General features: G+C 33.1%; 22 protein-coding genes and 1 tRNA gene. 12 read left to right on the top strand and 11 right to left on the bottom strand.

Annotated elements, in window-relative coordinates; genetic code table 11:
• Positions 1–272 precede the first annotated feature (272 nt).
• Positions 273–647 (bottom strand): hypothetical protein, encoded by a 375-nt coding sequence (locus AA089_RS21835; protein ID WP_046759144.1) that lies wholly within the window; start codon positions 645–647, stop codon positions 273–275.
• Positions 648–1,100: 453 nt separating this feature from the next.
• Here AA089_RS21835 and AA089_RS21830 point away from each other — a divergent pair, with 453 nt between their 5' ends.
• The 5 genes from AA089_RS21830 to AA089_RS21810 all read left to right on the top strand — a co-directional run bounded on the left by AA089_RS21830 (position 1,101) and on the right by AA089_RS21810 (position 4,662).
• Positions 1,101–1,367 (top strand): hypothetical protein, encoded by a 267-nt coding sequence (locus tag AA089_RS21830; RefSeq protein WP_046759143.1) that lies wholly within the window; start codon positions 1,101–1,103, stop codon positions 1,365–1,367.
• Positions 1,368–1,424: 57 nt separating this feature from the next.
• Positions 1,425–1,498 (top strand) — tRNA-Thr (locus AA089_RS21825).
• Positions 1,499–1,661: 163 nt separating this feature from the next.
• A complete protein-coding gene (locus AA089_RS21820; protein ID WP_046759142.1) occupies positions 1,662–2,897 on the top strand; it encodes a DEAD/DEAH box helicase in 1,236 nt (411 codons plus the stop codon).
• A 593-nt stretch (positions 2,898–3,490) separates the two neighbouring features.
• Positions 3,491–4,237, top strand: a complete 747-nt coding sequence (locus tag AA089_RS21815; protein WP_046759141.1) for a phosphodiester glycosidase family protein — start codon at positions 3,491–3,493, stop codon at positions 4,235–4,237.
• Positions 4,238–4,308: 71 nt separating this feature from the next.
• Complete coding sequence (locus AA089_RS21810; RefSeq protein WP_046759140.1) at positions 4,309–4,662, top strand: hypothetical protein; 354 nt, start codon at positions 4,309–4,311, stop codon at positions 4,660–4,662.
• 168 nt (positions 4,663–4,830) lie between these two features.
• On the opposite strand, the gene AA089_RS21805 is transcribed toward AA089_RS21810, so the two are convergent.
• Complete coding sequence (locus AA089_RS21805) at positions 4,831–5,856, bottom strand: hypothetical protein (RefSeq protein ID WP_046759139.1); 1,026 nt, start codon at positions 5,854–5,856, stop codon at positions 4,831–4,833.
• A 226-nt stretch (positions 5,857–6,082) separates the two neighbouring features.
• Between AA089_RS21805 and AA089_RS21800 the strand changes: the two genes are divergently transcribed.
• From AA089_RS21800 to AA089_RS21790, 3 genes are read left to right on the top strand one after another with little or no spacing between them, the layout of a single operon-like run.
• Entirely contained in the window at positions 6,083–7,588 is a 1,506-nt protein-coding gene (locus AA089_RS21800; protein WP_156169231.1) for a hypothetical protein, read from the top strand.
• Between the two features lie 6 nt (positions 7,589–7,594).
• The gene (locus tag AA089_RS21795) at positions 7,595–8,209 is read left to right on the top strand and encodes a DUF6705 family protein (RefSeq protein ID WP_046759137.1); all 615 of its coding nucleotides are present in this window, start codon (positions 7,595–7,597) and stop codon (positions 8,207–8,209) included.
• Positions 8,206–8,703 (top strand): DUF6705 family protein, encoded by a 498-nt coding sequence (locus AA089_RS21790; protein ID WP_046759136.1) that lies wholly within the window; start codon positions 8,206–8,208, stop codon positions 8,701–8,703. Before AA089_RS21795 ends, AA089_RS21790 begins: the two co-directional genes overlap by 4 nt.
• Before the next feature lie 195 nt (positions 8,704–8,898).
• Here the strand turns inward: AA089_RS21790 and AA089_RS21785 are convergent, their stop codons facing one another.
• From AA089_RS21785 to AA089_RS21755, 9 genes are all read right to left on the bottom strand, one after another.
• Positions 8,899–9,618: a DUF4369 domain-containing protein gene (locus AA089_RS21785; protein WP_046759135.1), complete on the bottom strand. Its 720-nt coding sequence runs from the start codon at positions 9,616–9,618 to the stop codon at positions 8,899–8,901.
• Positions 9,619–9,818: 200 nt separating this feature from the next.
• Positions 9,819–11,033: a DUF819 family protein gene (locus AA089_RS21780; RefSeq protein WP_046759146.1), complete on the bottom strand. Its 1,215-nt coding sequence runs from the start codon at positions 11,031–11,033 to the stop codon at positions 9,819–9,821.
• Between the two features lie 875 nt (positions 11,034–11,908).
• On the bottom strand, positions 11,909–12,079 hold the full coding sequence (locus AA089_RS24130; protein ID WP_064972237.1) for an Arc family DNA-binding protein: 171 nt from the start codon (positions 12,077–12,079) through the stop codon (positions 11,909–11,911).
• A 2-nt stretch (positions 12,080–12,081) separates the two neighbouring features.
• On the bottom strand, positions 12,082–12,603 hold the full coding sequence (locus AA089_RS21775; RefSeq protein WP_053002628.1) for a DUF1648 domain-containing protein: 522 nt from the start codon (positions 12,601–12,603) through the stop codon (positions 12,082–12,084).
• Positions 12,604–12,612: 9 nt separating this feature from the next.
• Positions 12,613–12,777: a DUF4177 domain-containing protein gene (locus AA089_RS24355; RefSeq protein WP_082113434.1), complete on the bottom strand. Its 165-nt coding sequence runs from the start codon at positions 12,775–12,777 to the stop codon at positions 12,613–12,615.
• Positions 12,778–12,787: 10 nt separating this feature from the next.
• Entirely contained in the window at positions 12,788–13,252 is a 465-nt protein-coding gene (locus AA089_RS21770; RefSeq protein ID WP_046759134.1) for a hypothetical protein, read from the bottom strand.
• Positions 13,249–13,434 carry a hypothetical protein gene (locus AA089_RS21765; RefSeq protein WP_046759133.1) on the bottom strand — a complete coding sequence of 62 codons (186 nt, stop codon included), beginning with the start codon at positions 13,432–13,434 and terminating at the stop codon, positions 13,249–13,251. Before AA089_RS21765 ends, AA089_RS21770 begins: the two co-directional genes overlap by 4 nt.
• A gap of 3 nt (positions 13,435–13,437) precedes the next feature.
• Positions 13,438–14,298 carry an SPFH domain-containing protein gene (locus AA089_RS21760; RefSeq protein WP_046759132.1) on the bottom strand — a complete coding sequence of 287 codons (861 nt, stop codon included), beginning with the start codon at positions 14,296–14,298 and terminating at the stop codon, positions 13,438–13,440.
• 355 nt (positions 14,299–14,653) lie between these two features.
• Entirely contained in the window at positions 14,654–15,295 is a 642-nt protein-coding gene (locus AA089_RS21755) for an alpha-ketoglutarate-dependent dioxygenase AlkB family protein (RefSeq protein ID WP_394334132.1), read from the bottom strand.
• 31 nt (positions 15,296–15,326) lie between these two features.
• Between AA089_RS21755 and AA089_RS21750 the strand changes: the two genes are divergently transcribed.
• The 4 genes from AA089_RS21750 (at position 15,327) to AA089_RS25085 (ending at position 17,030) form a co-directional block, all read left to right on the top strand.
• Complete coding sequence (locus tag AA089_RS21750; protein ID WP_046759130.1) at positions 15,327–16,001, top strand: M15 family metallopeptidase; 675 nt, start codon at positions 15,327–15,329, stop codon at positions 15,999–16,001.
• Between the two features lie 102 nt (positions 16,002–16,103).
• Positions 16,104–16,331, top strand: a complete 228-nt coding sequence (locus tag AA089_RS21745) for a hypothetical protein (RefSeq protein ID WP_156169227.1) — start codon at positions 16,104–16,106, stop codon at positions 16,329–16,331.
• Positions 16,332–16,486: 155 nt separating this feature from the next.
• Positions 16,487–16,696, top strand: a complete 210-nt coding sequence (locus AA089_RS21740) for a hypothetical protein (RefSeq protein ID WP_046759128.1) — start codon at positions 16,487–16,489, stop codon at positions 16,694–16,696.
• A 193-nt stretch (positions 16,697–16,889) separates the two neighbouring features.
• A complete protein-coding gene (locus AA089_RS25085) occupies positions 16,890–17,030 on the top strand; it encodes a hypothetical protein (protein ID WP_156169224.1) in 141 nt (46 codons plus the stop codon).
• Positions 17,031–17,072 lie beyond the last annotated feature (42 nt).

Here is a 17,072-nt window from a genome sequence, read left to right as displayed (position 1 = left end):
ATCACTTATATCGAACTGACGTTATTTAAAATTTCAAAAAGTCACTTCGAGTAATTTTCGTCAAAAAATGAAGAAAATAGTATAGAGAAGTACTTAAAATTGTAATATATGATTCAACAACGAACAACAAATTTTAAAGTTATAATCGTAAAATAAAAAGCTACTTTCAAGACCCAAGACCCAAGACCCAAGACCCAAAACCCAAAACCCAAAACAAAAAAAATCCCAAGCGATCAACAACTTGGGAATTTTATCATACATAAAAGTTTCACTTACGAAACCTTTCGAATCGGATGTTTCTGTAAAGGAAAACCAAACAAAGCATTACAAATAACTTCTTCGGTTTTTGATTTTTTCTTTGTTTTGGTTACGATAATACTAACCTTTACAGTTTTCTCATCATGTTGAATCAATTGTGCCTGAATCGTTAAATTATCATGCAAACGGGCGCTTTTATTCATCTGAAACGCATATTCGGTAATATTTGGAATATCATGAAGATAAAATTCTCTAATCGGATAGGTAGCAACTATTTGAATCTTATCAAATAGTACATGCGGATGTAAAAATCCATGGGCGTTTGTTACTTTTTTCGTAACTAAAAACTGAATATTGGTCTGTATATTATTTTTTGAAATAGTGTTCATAACTGTAAATTTTAATGATGTAACAAAAGTGGTATTGGTTCAAAAAGTGCGTGTGAATTAGAAAATCGAGAATAGGGATTCATAATTCGGTTCAATTTTGTTGTCATTTGTCGGAATCTTAACATACATTTCATACTAAAAGGGTTTAAAAATTAATACTTAAAAATAAAAAAGGTGCTTTGAAAAAAGCACCTTATAAGTTTATGATATAGATAAAGAATTGTTAACTAATACTTACGTTGATGCTTATGATACGAGCGTTTCATATTCGACACAGGAATACAAATCATAACACGTTGGGTTTTCGTATTGCGATTCATCAGTTGGCGATATAACTGTAAGAAAGCATTCATACTTTAAAACTAAATAAATAAATTGAAACTAAATAACATTTGTGGTATTTATAACAAATTATAGACCATTTTAGTTTAAATTTGCAAAAAATTATAAATCATGTCAAATAAAAGAGATTTAAAAAAGGACTTAAACTACGTTTTTGGAGATATTATTGATGCTGCCTTACTATGGCAAATTGCTAATCCAGGAGAAGATGCTGCAAAAAGCGAAGAAATCATTGATGAATCTATTAAAAGTTTTGATGAATTAATCGCAGAAACGAACAAAAAAGGTGTAGAAAATCCAAAAGCACACTTCAAAGGAATCAGACAATCATTAGAAACAAAAGCAACAGACTTAGTAACAAAAATCAATAGTCTTTAAAAAAATAAAAAAAAGGTTTGCAAAAAATAAAAAGGTTTTTATATTTGCAACCGCTTTGCCGATGTAGCTCAGCTGGCTAGAGCAGCTGATTTGTAATCAGCAGGTCGTGGGTTCGAGTCCCTCCATCGGCTCAAAGTGAAAAGCTCCTTTCAAAAGGAGCTTTTTTTATGCCCAAAAATCAACGTATCTTTAGCTATAGAAATTATAAATGTAGCATATACGAGCATTTTACGAATGCCAAATAACAGTATAGCTAACAATCCAATAGTCTAATCATCTAACAATCTAACTTGCATGCAATTCAAAGAACTAAAACTCAACAAGCCTATCGTTCGTGCATTATTTGAAAAAAATTACGAAGAACCAACGTTAGTTCAAGAACGCGCAATTCCTGCGATACTTGCCAAAAAAGACATCATTGTCTCAGCGCAAACTGGAACAGGAAAAACAGCCGCATATGCATTGCCTATCTTACAATTGTTATTTGACAAGCAAGATACACCCAAAAAAGGTAAAAAAACAAAAGCATTAGTCGTTTGCCCAACGCGCGAATTGGCAATTCAAATCGCTGAAAATTTTGAAGCGTACAGTACCTACACAAACTTACGTACAGGACTTGTTTTTGGTGGAGCTTCCATTGAACCGCAAAAAGATATGCTAAAAAAAGGGGTAGATATTTTAATAGCAACTCCAGGGCGACTACTTGATTTGCACAAACAAGATTTCATCAATCTAGATTATATAGAAACGTTAGTGTTAGACGAAGCTGATTTGATGTTAGACATGGGATTCATTGATGATGTCAAAAAAATAGAACGCTTATGTCCTAGCGAAAAACAAACGCTGCTATTTTCGGCAACAATGCCCTACAAAGTAGAGCAATTGGCAAATTCAATCCTAAGAGATCCTGAATTTGTAGAAGTTGCGCCAACATCATCTGCGGCAAAAGGCGTGAATCAGGTATTATATTACGTTCCAAAACCGAAAAAAATAGAATTGAGTTTGCACTTATTGCGAAACACTATCAAAGGAAGTGTCATTATTTTCAGACGTACCAAATACGGAGTTGACAAGCTAGAAAAAACACTCCTTCGGAACAATTACAAAGCAGGAAGTATTCACGGCGATAAATCACAAAGCTTACGTCAACAAGCGTTAAACGATTTCAAAAATGGAGTTACAAACATTTTAATTGCTACCGATGTTGCCGCTCGTGGAATTGACATTAAAAATGTAGATACAATTATCAATTTTGACATTCCAAACGTTTCTGAAACATATGTACACAGAATTGGTAGAACGGCGCGAGCTGGCGCTTCAGGAATGGCATTGTCGTTTTGTTCGGCGGATGAAAAAGGATACATTAAAGACATTCAACAGCTGATAAACACGGCAATTTATGTAGAAGAAGAACATCCTTATCCATTAGATCCAAAAACAAAACCAGAAGTGCATAAAAAGAAAGGAAGTAAATACAAAAAAGGTAGAAAATCTGAAGCTTCTAAAAAGAAAAAGAAACGTTGGTACTAAAAATTCTGAATTCTGATATAAATCAATATCGAACAACGAAATTATAAATGTTGAATTATAAATTTTAAATGTAAAAGTATTTTTGAATAACGAATAACGAATAACGAATAACGAAGTTAAAATGTTGAATGCTATATGTTGAATTTTAAATTAGAAAATAGTTCTTTTTACGAGCAACAAGCAACAAGCAACAAACAACAAACAACAAACAACAAACAACAAACAACAAAATTATAAATATGGAATTACAAATTTTAAATATAAAAGTGATTTCAAGGTTTCATTACAAGTTGAAATGACGAAGTAATCTGTACATAGCATAACCCAAAACGTCATATCGAGCGCAGTCGAGATATCTTTGAATTACAAAATGTGAATCAACAACAAATGAAGTTTATGTGTTTATCTTTCTTTTCAACAAACAACAAACAACAAACAACAAACAAGAAACAACAAATAACGAATATTGAAATTATAAATGTTGAATGCTGAATTTTAAATGTAAAAAAGTAAATTTCAACTAAACAACTAAACAACTAAACAACTAAACAACTAAACAACACCCAAATTTTCAAAAACTTTTGAAATTACGTATGACGTTCAAACAATTATATCTTGGCTGTAGCCTAATACTACTCGTTGTATTGGTAAGTTTTTGTGCAAAACCTGAATCAAAACAGCAACGTGATACAGATCGAATTCTTGCGTATGAAGTAAATCTACAAACGGACAATCTACAATTCTATTGGAAAAATAAGCAGGGAAAAATCTATGGAAATGCTAAAAACCTAAAAGCAGAACTTGAAGCGAAAGGAATGAAACTCGTTTTTGCAATGAATGGCGGTATGTACAAAAAAGATCAATCGCCACAAGGAGTATACATTGAAAACGGTCTTACATTAGCGCAACTAGACACACTAAAAAAAGGGTATGGAAACTTCTATTTGCAACCAAATGGAGTATTTTATATCACAAAAGAAAACAAGCCTATAATTTGTACTACAAACGTATTTAGAGAAACGAAAAGCATCAAATATGCAACACAATCGGGACCAATGTTAGTCATTGATGGAGAACTACATCAAAAACTTACAAAAGGTTCTAAAAATGTAAATATTCGAAATGGCGTAGGCATATTACCCAACGGAAATCTGTTATTTGCGATGAGTAAAGAAAAAATCAACTTTTACGACTTTGCTACATTCTTCAAAGAAAACGGTTGTAAAAATGCTTTATATTTAGACGGATTTGTCTCAAAAACATATCTGCCAAGTAAAAACTACGAACAATTAAACGGAAATTTTGGTGTAATCATCGGAGTTACAAAAGCTCAAGACTAACTTTTTTTAAAAAGAATTCAAAAAACCGTATCTTTCCATTCGGAAAATAGAACGGATCAAAAAATATTCAGATGAAAAAATACATAGTACTCTTTGTGATGCTTTTTGCGTTACAATCATATGCTCAAAAAGAAAAAACAGTTTTTGAATTGAAGCCTTCGCAAAGCATGTGCATGACAGGAAAAGGAGTTGGACAAGATGCTGCCATCAATCCATATATAAATAGAAATAGTATTGCAATTATTGAAAATCTTAGTGAAAATAATTTTACGGTCAGAGTTCAATACAAAGGCGATGTTGTAAAAACAATTGTCATGGAAGCAAACAAAAAAACAATGGTTAGTCTTCGTAAAGGATTCGAGTTGTATTTGGATAGTGATTTGGAAGCAACTGCAAAACTTGAATTTAGAGACGGCGTCAACTAAAAATATATATAATATTTAAAAAAGAGGTTGTCTGAAAAGCTAAATTTTTCATCAAGTCGAACTTGATTCGGTTTCTCATAATCATTGAAAATCAGTGTAATGAGATTCTAAATTGAATTCAGAATGATGTTTTCTATACTTTTAGACAGCCTCTTTTTTATGAATATTTTACAACTCTTTTCCGAAATGTTTCTTCAAGAAGTTTTCAATTTTGTTTGCTTCTGTTTTTTCTATATCAACAACCGCACCTTCAATAGCGCCTTTGAGTTCTATATCTAACGCATCCAATGCTTTAAACGGAGTTCCGTCAAAATAACGAGCTTCTGTTCCTGGTCCTGTAGGACTTCCGTGATCAGCATCAATAGACGCTCTCCAACGTTCCGCATGTGTTCGCCACTCTTCTCTGTCAACCAAAGCAGGCGGCGTAAACCACACATTCCACGTCAATGTATTTCCTTGTTTTAGCATGTTTCCAGAAGCGGTATTAAAAGCATCCATAACCAAGGTATTAAACTCATCTACAATAGCATGTCCTGTTTTTTTAATTGGACCAATTTCTACATCAATATGTCCAACATTCCAAGCTTCATCTTCATGGCGCGCAAAAGGAGGACTTTCAAAACGAGGTGTTTCTCCCTGACTTACTGGAAATATTGGTTGACTCGCATCTTGAAATTTATGCGTCGTTACTTTAATAGCATTTGCTTTCGAAGTTGGAAAATCGAGCCCAAACTTATTAAAAATTTCCCAAGCCTTTTTAACCCATTCTTTTTGCTGTGCGCTCGGACTGAACCAAATGGTACCTTCTACGGTCATATCTGCATAAAACGTTTTGGTATCTTCATCAACCCAACCGCGTTGACCTGTTACAGTAACTTCTACATTCATACATCCAAAGGTTGGAGAACACGCACCTTGTTGTGGACAAATAATAGAATACACGCGTCCTTCATCTGTATAACCTAATCTAGAAATGTAAGGAGAAAACATTTGAAAGCATCTAGAACTTTCGTTTCCTGGAATTGTTTGCCAACTAAATTCTGGCCATTTTACACCTTGTTGACGTTGCAACAAATCAATATTAGCCATATTGTCTAGCATTGGTAAAGAAGAAAGATCAGGAGTTGGATAAGCAAATGCTGGATTTGACTGTGCAAAACCACCTTTCCATCCTGGAGGAATTTGAGTACTCATGGTAAATTAATTTTTAGATTAATAGAATTCTAAAAATACATTTTTAAGTTGAGGTACAAGAGCGTAAAAGTACGTGGTTTAGTCAAAGTAAATTCATCTATTTATATGTGCAATATAAATATTGTAAGTTTTTTTGTATATTTAGAAGATGTAAAAAGAGTATTAAAAGTAGGTTTAAAAGTTTTTTAATCGAAATTAAGCGATATTATGAAGAAATAAACTATAAATGAAGAAAAATTTCTCAACGTTATTTCAGGCGGCCTTGCTCATGAGCATACTGTTATTTACAGTAGTTAGTTGTCAAAAAGAAGAGGTGCAAAATACGGAACAATCTATCTTGTTAAAGCCGCCAAATATGAAAATTGAGATTAGCAATTTTCATACATTGGCAAAAACGAATAACAAACTATACCAATCTTTAGAGCCTTTTAAAGAAGTATGTGATAAAATAAAAACGACTTCTAAAAACTTACATTCAGCGGTATATAATTTTACGATTGATACAACTCGTATACAGGAAATTACTACAAATTCATATAAAAGTTATACATTTATAGTTGCAAGAGACTATGAAACTACGGGAATATTAGAAAATTACGTGTATACAATGTATAATGACAGTACAACGGTACAGTATTTGATTTCATATCCAATACTAGATGAAGTGTTGGCAATATATGACATCAATAATGCGACTATAGCTACTATAAACGATAGCGATTTAATGTATAAAAATGGAGCTTGTGCTTCTATAGTAGAATATGCAGATCCTGTATGTGTTGAAAGGCGTTGCAAATCTGGAGAGCACTCACTTGCAGATGGCGCAAGTAACTGTATTTATTGGGGAACTTCTAACATGGCTTGGATAACGTGTACAAGTGGCGGTTGGATAGATCAGGGTTGTGGAGATGATACTAGTGGTACCACGTATGATCCTACGACCAATTCAAGTGGTGGAAGTGCCAACGGAACATCAACTGCCCCAACAACAAACGATGATAACGCAGGTGACGATACTGACGATGAAGTTATTGTGCCTTTACATGGAAACCTTACAACTCCTGAGACTATTAATGAAAAAAACTGTGAGACCTTGAGAAATTTGAGCAAAACAGATTCGTTGAGTGCTAACATTAATCCGATGGTAACTACGTTAAGAACTAAAACCTCTTTAGACAAAGAGTATTATATTAACTATAGAAAAAAAATAAACTATGGAGAAACATATACGGTACCTGATGATGCAGGTATAAAACCAGGGCCAAACAAAACGACTTCAGATATGTATTCTGGTCAGTTTTGGATGGGGTTGATACACACACATCCTGTAGATACTTTTCCAATGTATTCATGGAATGATTTAAGATCATTTAGAGAGGCATACAATGACGTGCATCAGGATTTTAAAGAGGAAGTATTTATAATGGTCGTAAATCATGATGGTTCTGTATATTCTTTAAAAATAACCGATTTTACCTTATTTTCACAAAAAATAGAAGACGATTGGAACAATGCTCGCGGAAGTACGGTTGATGAAAAGGAAAGGAGATTAACCGATTTAATACGAGAAAAATATAATGAAAGTAATAATTTAGAGCATACATTTTTAGAAGAATTTGGAAGTCATGGCATAGCGCTTTACAAGGCTACAGATACTAATCTAAGCAATTGGAAGCGATTAGAAATTGATCCTAACAATACAAATACTGTAATCGATACACCTTGTAATTAAAAACATATGAAAAATATAATAATAATAGTAAGTCTCATCATTAGTAGTATTAGTTGCAACGCACAAAATCCCATAATAAATTTGGAAGATAGAGGTGGTAAAGAACAAACAAATGCCTATTACAAGGACATCAATAATGTGCTTAATACCTTTGAAGGTACGTGGTTGTATACTAATGGTGCTACGTCTTTAAAGATTGTATTGGTCAAAAAAACCATGTACTTTAACGGTACATGCTATGAAGACATTATAATAGGAGAATATCAGTATATCCGCAACGGTGTAGAACTCATAAATACCTTAACGAGTTTAAATGATTCTACTATTGATCCTTATAGTCGAGGTATAGTTGGCAATTCAATTTACGATAACTGTAGATTTTTACCTGTCAACGATTGTGTGGATGGGGAAAAAAGATTGAATTTAGGATTAGTTGATAGATTAAAACCTTTTTGGGCAAGTTTATTGTTACATAAACGTGTGATAAATGGGCAAACCGCGCTAAGAGCAAAAATTGTAGTAAATGGGAAAACAAGCGTGAATAAAGACGAGGTTAATCCACCTCCTAGACCAATACCCACATTGCCGTATCAAGGCGAGTATATTTTAATCAAGCAATGAAAAATGTTCTATTATTTTTAGGTATTCTATTTAGTAGCATCAGCTGCAAAGCCCAAAGTCCAGTAATTGGATTAGAAATTTGGGATGGTTTTGAACAAGAAAATGCCTATTATAAAGACATCAATAATGTATTGGATGCTTTCGAAGGTACCTGGTTATATACCAATGGGAACACTTCATTTAAAATTGTATTGGTAAAAAAAACCATGTATTTCAATGGGAAGTATTATGAAGACATTATGATTGGCGAGTATCAATACATCCGTAATGGAGTGGAACTGATCAATACCTTGTCAGATTTAAATGATCCAAGTATTGGTGCTTATGATCATAATATCAGTGGTAATATAATTCATGATAATTGTAAATATTTACCTGTAGATGATTGTGTTGATGGGGAAAAAAGATTAGATGTAGGCTTAATTGATGCATTAAAGCCTTTTTGGGCAGATTTTATACTTCATAAACGAGTGATCAATGGGCAACCGCATTAAGGGCAAGAATTGTAATGAATGGCGATACTAGTGTGAATAAAGATGAAGTTAATCCGCCTCCAAGGCCTATACCGACTTTGCCGTATCAAGCAGAATATATATTAATTAAGCAATGAAAAAATGAATTATATACAAAACCTAAACTTTACGAAAGTTTGGGTTTTGTTTTTATTTGATAATGTTCTTAGAAAAGAACTATTTAGCTTCTGCTTCTTCCGCTTTGCGTTTTGCAACCAATGCTTTCAATTTTTTACCATATTTAGATTCCAAGATTTTTGGCGTCAATTGTTGATAAATAGTATCTAAAAAACGAATATTAGCATCATACGTTTCTGTCGTAACAATATACGGCGTAATTTCTTTATCGTTGTTTGTAAATGCGTAGTTTAGAATATAACGCATACGACTTTTGTTGTAATTTGCTATTTGCGTGTTGATTTCTTGTATTTTTTTGGCGTCAGATTCTTTCTGTGCTTCTATACCATCTTTCAACAAAGCCAATTCTTTGGTGTTGAATTTGGTCATGAATTCTTTAAACTTTACCAAATCATCATGGTTTTTAGAACCTGTAACTTTTACATCATTTTGAAACCTGCGTAATGTAGTATTGATGGTCATTTCTCCTGGTTCGGCAAAAAAGTCAATGCGATCATTTAAATCGTTAAAATCCTTTTTGTCTAAGTATAAATACAATACTTCTGGTTCGTCAATTGTGGTAGAAAATGAAAAACTTGGATCTCCATTGATAACTAAAGAATCTAAGGTAATGAGCGTTGTATCTTTTACTTTTTGTAAAAATAACGTTCCTTGTTTCAAACCATCTATTTTTCCAGAAATGGTTAAATTTCCTTTTGTTTCATTTCCACATGCAATAAAACCTAACGCAATAAGGATAACAGTAATTTTTCTTAACATTATATCGAATTTTAACGAGCGCAAATATAGCTAAATTAGTAGTAAATGGCACATAATATTCGTCAAGAAAATGCTCAATATTTTAGGAAAAAACACAGTCCTAGCATAGTTAAGGCGAGTATTTTTAACGAAGAAAATTGAGGCTTTTCATAGAAGATTACTGTTATTTACTATGAATGTAGCTATAGGCTACAATTTCATCAAACTTTGGAAGCTATTTCCATTAAAATCGTACACAAAATTGCTCCGTAGGTTCCAACCACATATCCAAAAACGGCTAATAATACTCCTACCGACGTTAAGGAAGGATGAAATGCAGAAGCTACAATTGGTGCAGAAGCCGCGCCACCAACGTTTGCCTGACTTCCTACAGCTAAGAAGAAGAACGGTGCACGAATGAGTTTTGCTACCAAAATTAATAAGCCTGCGTGAATTGCCATCCAAACCAATCCGACAGCAATTAAACCTGGATTTTCCAATACTTTTCCTAAATCCATTTTCATACCAATAGATGCTACTAATATGTATATAAAAACACTTCCTATTTTACTTGCGCCAGCACCTTCGTAGTTTTTTGCTTTGGTGTAGGAAAGTCCAATTCCGAAAGCTGTAGCAATGGTGATCATCCAAAAGAATCCAGAACCTAAAAAGGACAAAGCGCCATCTTTATCTTTTACGGCATCAAAGTTTCCTGTTAGAAAATCTGTGATATTATTTGAACCAAAATGCGCCAACGAAACACCACCAAAAGCAATAGCTAAGATGACCATGAGTTCCGTCAGTGTTGGATTTCTCTTTATTTTTTCTGCAAAAGAAGACACTTTCTCTTTCAAGGTTTCTATGGCAGAATTATCAGCTTGCAACCAATTGTCAATTTTTTTCGATTTTCCAATTCCTAATAATAAAATAGCCATCCATAAATTGGCTACGACAATGTCAACCAATACCATTGCGCCGTATTTATCAGGACTGTATTCGTAGATTTCGTACATGGCAGCTTGGTTTGCGCCACCACCAATCCAGCTTCCAGCTAAGGTTGATAATCCACGCCAAACTGCTTCCGGACCAGCTCCGCCAACAGTTTCTGGAGAGAATACAGAAATTAATAATATGGCTAAAGGTCCACCAATAATAATTCCGATGGTTCCTGTAAAAAACATAATTAGTGCTTTCGGCCCTAAATTAAATACACCTTTTAAGTCAATGCTTAATGTCATTAAAATTAAGGCTGCGGGCAATAAATAACGACTGGCAATCATGTAGGTTTCAGAATATTTATCAGAAATGATTCCGAGTGAACTCAAAATTGCAGGCAATAAGTAGCAAATCAATAAAGCAGGAACGTATTTGTAAAACTTTTTCCAACCTGTGCTTTTGCGAGATTCTGTATAGAAAACAAATCCAAGAATCAACATTAAAATTCCAAAAACAATTTTGTCTGATTTGAAAAATGGAGCTGTATGAACGATTGTTTTTTCAACTTTTATATTGTTTTGCGCTAAACTTTTTGCTTGTCCGTTTTGTACAAATGAACTTTCTATAACTTCATAAATTATTTCTGAAAAACCACTTTTGGGTTTTGTGGTCAGTTCAAATAATGTGATGTTTTTCTGAACGTTTACAGCAGTTGTACCACGATAGGAAATTGTGGCAATTGAGTTGTCAACATTGAATTTGAAATCTCCATTTTTGATAAATTTCTGATTGATATCGCTAATGTTTTCAATTGTTGCAAACGAATCATTTACTTTTATTTTTAGATCGAATCCTGAAAAACTAATGGAGTCAATTTGAATTTTAGTGTTGAAGTTGGTTTCTTTACTTTCCAAATGTTTTACAGTAAGTTGTTGTGAAAACATAGATATGGAAACAAAAAATAGGAGTAACGCCAGAATTTTTTTCATGGTATGAAATTGGTTTGTGTTCGCAAAATACCAAAAAATGAAATTATAAATGCTAAATGTTGAATTTTAAATGTATAAGCACTTTTAAAAACCAAGATCAAAGATCCAACAAAGAACAAAGAATATAGAGTCAAGAATCAAGATCAAAGACCTAGCAAGATATTGGTGAATTTGTGACAAAAAACATTTTAAGTTATAAATGCGAAATGTAAAAGTATTTTCAAATAACGAATAACGAATAACGAATAACAAATTATGAAAGTACCGAGAAGTTTCAACGAAACAACTCCACGACGAACATTTGAACAAAAAGGAAATTAAAAAGGTAAAATACTAAATGTAAAATATCAAATCAAGAAAGATACTTTTTAAGACCCAAGACCCAACTAAACATCATCTTCTTTTTTCTTCGGAGCTCGCTTTGCATTTTTTAGACTTTGCATAAGCATCCATTCTATTTGACCGTTGGTACTACGAAATTCGTCCGCAGCCCATTTTTCAATAGACTTCAGCATTTCTTCATTGATTCGTAATGCAAAAGCTTTCTTTTTTGCCATAATTATTTTTTTGACGATGCGTCTTTTTTCTTTTTCAACGAAAGTAGGTATAAAATGATGGGTAATAATACACTGAATGCAATTACAATATACATAAATGAGGATTCTAAAATAATACCATTTCCTTCCGATTTTTCAATAATAGAATACACAACATATAGCATAACAATAATGGTGAATAAATTTACAAAACGAACCAAACGACAACTCATTTTATAATTTCGCAGCGCGTTTTCTTCAGTAATTTCTTCCATATAATTATGTATATGTGGAAATTTTGTCAATACGTACATTCCAACAGCAAGTACAGTCGTAGTCATGAGTAAAAACCAAAGCGAACTTTTTCCACTGTAGCCATCAGCTTCTCCTTGAATGTTAAAGTGTGAAGGAATCGTTTCAGGCAAACTGGCATATGAAGTAAGTACATATCCCCAAATAAATAGCAATATGGCTAATACCGTGAGATCCATAATTAAATCAATGCCTTCTAATGGAACTTGTATTTTTGGTCTATCATTTTTCATGAGTCGTTATTACCTATTTTTAGTACGTTCCATAATAACTTGAACATATGCGTCATAGTTATTGACAGAATGTAATATCCAACCTTGTTTGGCGTACGAATTTAAAAAATCTTCTAACTTTTCCATTCTGTTAGACCAGCCTAAGCTTGGTTTTAGTACTTTATATTCTTTCATTTTTTCTAAATTATATTATTTCGTGTTTTATGACAAAACGAGAATTTAATTTTTGTAAACTTTCTAAAAATGCTTTGTGCGTTTCTTCCGATTTCCGAAATGACAATTGCAGCGTAGAAAACTTACTTTTAATCACTAAGATGATATTCAACGGATTATTTTCATCAACAGTTTCCGTGACATTCGTAATGGCGTCAATCTTCATGCTATTTATCCAGCTTTTTTGAATAAATTCCATATACAACCAATAAATGACAAATATACTCAATGGAATGTATACCAATCCAGTTAAGATAAAATCCCAAATGGTGTCAAAACCTCTTTCTATTTTTCTGCTTGTACGATCAAAAATATACAATCCGGCAACTACGGAAAGTAATTTATTTTTGAGGAGACTCCAATGGCTAACATTCGTAATTTCAAGTGTTGTATTGGAAAGTGTCACTTTGCCTTCAAGTAGATAAAATGTTTTCATAAGTCTTCTTCTTTTTCATCACGCAATATGACAAAACTAACAATCACGCCAATCATGGTTCCAATAGCAGCACCAATAACGATCCCGAGCGCAACATTTCCGATAACGGCGCCAATAGTTGTGCCAATGCTTGTACCGCCAGCAACACCAATTCCGATGGCTGTAATTTGCTTGTTATTCATCACTTACTGATTTAAAGTTCCAGCATTTACAACAGGTGAAGCATCTTTGTCACCACATAAAATCACTAATAAATTGCTTACCATAGCGGCTTTGCGTTCTTCATCTAGCACTAACAATTCTTTTTTATTAAGTTCTTCAAGCGCCATTTCAACCATACTTACGGCACCTTCTACAATTTTATGTCTCGCAGCTACAATAGCCGTTGCTTGCTGTCTTTTTAACATGGCACTTGCAATTTCTTGTGCATACGCTAAATACCCAATACGAGCTTCCAACACTTCAATTCCAGCAATTGATAAGCGTTCTTCCAATTCTTTTTCCAAAGCTTCACTCACTTCATTGACACTTGAACGTAGTGTAATATCTTCATCATGACCTTCATCGGCAAAATTATCATACGGATACATACTTGCTAATTTTCGTACTGCGGCATCTGTTTGCACACGTACAAAATGCTCATAATTGTCAACATCAAAAGCTGCTTTGTACGTATTGTTCACTCGCCAAACCAAAATTGTACTAATCATTATTGGATTTCCAAGCTTGTCATTTACTTTCAAACGTTCACTATCAAAATTACTTGCGCGTAACGAAATTTTCTTTTTGGTATAAAAAGGATTTACCCAATAGAAACCATTTTGTTTAATGGTACCAACATATTTTCCAAATAGTAAAAGTACACGTGAATTATTAGGATTTACCATGATAAAACCTATAGCAAGAATGATGGAAAGTAAAATAGTAATGGCTGGTAAAGGATTTTTAAAAGCGATAATAGCAGCAATACTTCCAAAAAATAGGATGAGAAATACAAAAAGCATCAAATAGCCATTAGCAGGAGTAATAATTTTCTCTTCTTTCATAATATGTTGTTTTAGATTGATATTAAAATGATATCATAAATATATAAAATTAAATTTATATTTTACAAGAATATTCAATATAAATTTTAGCTGTACTTAAAATTAACGTTAAAAAATGATAGGAATTACAAAGGTTTGAAGCCAAAAAACGAGTTTGGCACGCCATTTGTTTATATAGAAATGTAACATTGCAAGGACATTTAGCAAAGCTGGTTACTTTCTAAATAGAGCAGGTTACAATTTTGGTTGGTTAGTTTTAAAAAAAGCATCTCGTCTTGAGATGCTTTTTCTATTTCTGAGCGTAAAATTAGATGTTAAGAAACCTCATCATACGCAATACTATTATCCAATATACTTATCTAATAATCCGAAAGGTAATATTAATACGACCTTGAATCGGTTTTGCCGTTTTTGGAATTTGATGTAGCCATTTGTGTTGCGTTTCTCCTTTCATGACCAATAAACTTCCATGTTGAAGTAGTAATTTGTGTTTGAGTGTTTTGTCAGTGCGATGTTTCAAGTGGAAAAAACGTTCTTGTCCAAAACTCAACGAAGCAATAATTGGGTTTGTGCCTAATTCCTTTTCATTATCTGCATGCCAACCATTGCTATCTTTTCCGTCTCTATAATAATTGAGTAACATGGTTGTAAAATCGGCATTACAAATGGTATCAACACTATTTTTTAAATGCAGTAATGTTGGTGTCAACGCATGCGGCGTCATTTTTATATTAGAATAGCTGTATGATTTTTGATTGGTTCCATACAAAGCTGTTAATCGTGGCTGCGCATATACTTTTCCGAAAACTTTAATATCATCTTGCTGCCAGGGAGTTTCTTTTTGTAACGTATCAAAAATTTGATCGGCTTCTGTAGAATTTATAAAATCAGGATAATAGCTAATATCTGCATCGGGCAAATGTAGCTGTTGTGGTGATTCATCAGAAAATAAGGAAGCTTGCTTCATAATTATAATACGAATTATAAAATTAATCATTATTTTGTGAGAAGACTATAAATTCCACTAAATGCCTACATTATTCTATCGATTTCTTTTAGTATGCTGTATTTCAATGATTATTTCACCAGAACAACTTCCCGAAGGATTTGTATATGTTGAAGATGAAATTCCTACCATCACTTTAGAAATGCGCTATTTTGGAACCAATAATTTTGTCGGCGCCAAAGTAGATGGTTACGAAGCCGAAAAATGTATATTATCAAAAAAGGCAACGCGTGCTTTGCAAAATGTACAAGACCAATTGTGTGAAATGGGTTTGGGCATTAAAATTTATGATGCCTACAGACCGCAACGCGCCGTGAATCATTTCCGTAGATGGGCACGAATTTTAAAAGATACGCTGACGAAACAACAATTTTATCCAGATGTGGCTAAAAAAGATTTATTTAGGTTGGGATATATTGCCACGCAATCACGACACAGTAGTGGAAGCACAGTTGATGTAACAATCATTAATTTAAAAACCAACAAAGAACTCGATATGGGAAGTTCGTATGATTTCTTTGGGAAAATATCGTGGGTACATTATACAGAACTTACGGCTACACAACTTGAAAATCGCCATTTATTACAGCGCGTTATGCTATATAATGGTTTTCGAAACTATCCACAAGAATGGTGGCATTTTACACTTCGAGGTGAACCTTTTAAGAATCAATACTTCGATTTTCCAATTCAGTAATACAATACCAAACATACCTTATAAACTTCACAAATGCCTAGCCTTTACTTTATGAATTGAAGGTTGTAATCTTTGTAATTCAAGTTCTTACAAACTACTTTCATGTCATTATTAATCTTTAAAAATGTAATTATGTTAAAGAATATTTCAATTATTGAAGGTGTTCAAGTATTAAAAAAGAACGAACAAAATAGCATTCTAGGTGGAAAAAAACAATGCAATTCGAATGCACAATGTGGACGAGGAAATTGTTGTAATACTGCTGGATGGTGTCAAACTTTCGGATCGCACGGAAGCACAGGATATTTATGTGATGGTGGTTTGATCTAAGAAATAGTAGAATTGGTATTAAAACGTAAAACGAACTTCGGTTCGTTTTTTTTGATGCTTACATTTCATAAATACAGAGCACATATTATTTTCATTAGAAGGAAATCTGCGTATCTTTTATGTTCATAATTGTTTAATCTAATATTTCAATTACCATGAAAAAAAGAAATGTAAATGTACTAAAGTTAACTAAAGAGTCAATTTCAAAACTAGATCAGCACAAATCAACAGGAGGTCGTACAGATTTAAGACCACCAGCTTCTACACAAGGAGGTTGTGGTTCTCAGCACAATTCTCAATGTGGATATTCATGTGATCCAAACTTATGTGGATCTGTTGAACCTTGGGGATGTGGTCAAAATTAATTCGTTAGTATATAACATATCGAGAACACATTTTTAACGATGTATAAGCGAACTGATTTCAGTTCGCTTTTTTTATGGATATATTAATGTTGTTGATGTTCGATAGTATACAGCCTTATTTTTACGGTGTTTCCGTAACGAATTTTTTTGTAAAGAGCTTATCTTAATGTTTATTAACCGAAAATCTATAGTCATGAAAAAAAAGAATCTGAAAAATTTGAAGCTTGCTAAAAAGCAGATTTCTAGATTAGAACCCAAAAAAATTGACCAACTCAAAGGCGGTTCTGGTGTCGGGAGTTATTGCAACACTTGGTTTGATTGCTGGTGGCATTAATGTATAAAAGTAGCGAACTTCGGTCAGTCATGGTCGGAAGAA

The sequence above is a fragment of the Kordia jejudonensis genome (assembly GCF_001005315.1).
GTDB classification, from domain to species: Bacteria; Bacteroidota; Bacteroidia; order Flavobacteriales; family Flavobacteriaceae; genus Kordia; species Kordia jejudonensis.
Note: the sequence above shows the minus strand (reverse complement) of the source record. Positions and strands in the feature narration are given on the sequence as shown.

Coding starts and splice junctions, on each gene's coding strand:
- AA089_RS21835 (WP_046759144.1), bottom strand. CDS start 647: ATGAACACTATTTCAAAAAATAATATACAGACCAATATTCAGTTTTTA.
- AA089_RS21830 (WP_046759143.1), top strand. CDS start 1,101: ATGTCAAATAAAAGAGATTTAAAAAAGGACTTAAACTACGTTTTTGGA.
- AA089_RS21820 (WP_046759142.1), top strand. CDS start 1,662: ATGCAATTCAAAGAACTAAAACTCAACAAGCCTATCGTTCGTGCATTA.
- AA089_RS21815 (WP_046759141.1), top strand. CDS start 3,491: ATGACGTTCAAACAATTATATCTTGGCTGTAGCCTAATACTACTCGTT.
- AA089_RS21810 (WP_046759140.1), top strand. CDS start 4,309: ATGAAAAAATACATAGTACTCTTTGTGATGCTTTTTGCGTTACAATCA.
- AA089_RS21805 (WP_046759139.1), bottom strand. CDS start 5,856: ATGAGTACTCAAATTCCTCCAGGATGGAAAGGTGGTTTTGCACAGTCA.
- AA089_RS21800 (WP_156169231.1), top strand. CDS start 6,083: ATGAAGAAAAATTTCTCAACGTTATTTCAGGCGGCCTTGCTCATGAGC.
- AA089_RS21795 (WP_046759137.1), top strand. CDS start 7,595: ATGAAAAATATAATAATAATAGTAAGTCTCATCATTAGTAGTATTAGT.
- AA089_RS21790 (WP_046759136.1), top strand. CDS start 8,206: ATGAAAAATGTTCTATTATTTTTAGGTATTCTATTTAGTAGCATCAGC.
- AA089_RS21785 (WP_046759135.1), bottom strand. CDS start 9,618: ATGTTAAGAAAAATTACTGTTATCCTTATTGCGTTAGGTTTTATTGCA.
- AA089_RS21780 (WP_046759146.1), bottom strand. CDS start 11,033: ATGTTGATTCTTGGATTTGTTTTCTATACAGAATCTCGCAAAAGCACA.
- AA089_RS24130 (WP_064972237.1), bottom strand. CDS start 12,079: ATGGCAAAAAAGAAAGCTTTTGCATTACGAATCAATGAAGAAATGCTG.
- AA089_RS21775 (WP_053002628.1), bottom strand. CDS start 12,603: ATGAAAAATGATAGACCAAAAATACAAGTTCCATTAGAAGGCATTGAT.
- AA089_RS24355 (WP_082113434.1), bottom strand. CDS start 12,777: ATGAAAGAATATAAAGTACTAAAACCAAGCTTAGGCTGGTCTAACAGA.
- AA089_RS21770 (WP_046759134.1), bottom strand. CDS start 13,252: ATGAAAACATTTTATCTACTTGAAGGCAAAGTGACACTTTCCAATACA.
- AA089_RS21765 (WP_046759133.1), bottom strand. CDS start 13,434: ATGAATAACAAGCAAATTACAGCCATCGGAATTGGTGTTGCTGGCGGT.
- AA089_RS21760 (WP_046759132.1), bottom strand. CDS start 14,298: ATGAAAGAAGAGAAAATTATTACTCCTGCTAATGGCTATTTGATGCTT.
- AA089_RS21755 (WP_394334132.1), bottom strand. CDS start 15,295: ATGATTAATTTTATAATTCGTATTATAATTATGAAGCAAGCTTCCTTA.
- AA089_RS21750 (WP_046759130.1), top strand. CDS start 15,327: ATGCCTACATTATTCTATCGATTTCTTTTAGTATGCTGTATTTCAATG.
- AA089_RS21745 (WP_156169227.1), top strand. CDS start 16,104: ATGTCATTATTAATCTTTAAAAATGTAATTATGTTAAAGAATATTTCA.
- AA089_RS21740 (WP_046759128.1), top strand. CDS start 16,487: ATGAAAAAAAGAAATGTAAATGTACTAAAGTTAACTAAAGAGTCAATT.
- AA089_RS25085 (WP_156169224.1), top strand. CDS start 16,890: ATGAAAAAAAAGAATCTGAAAAATTTGAAGCTTGCTAAAAAGCAGATT.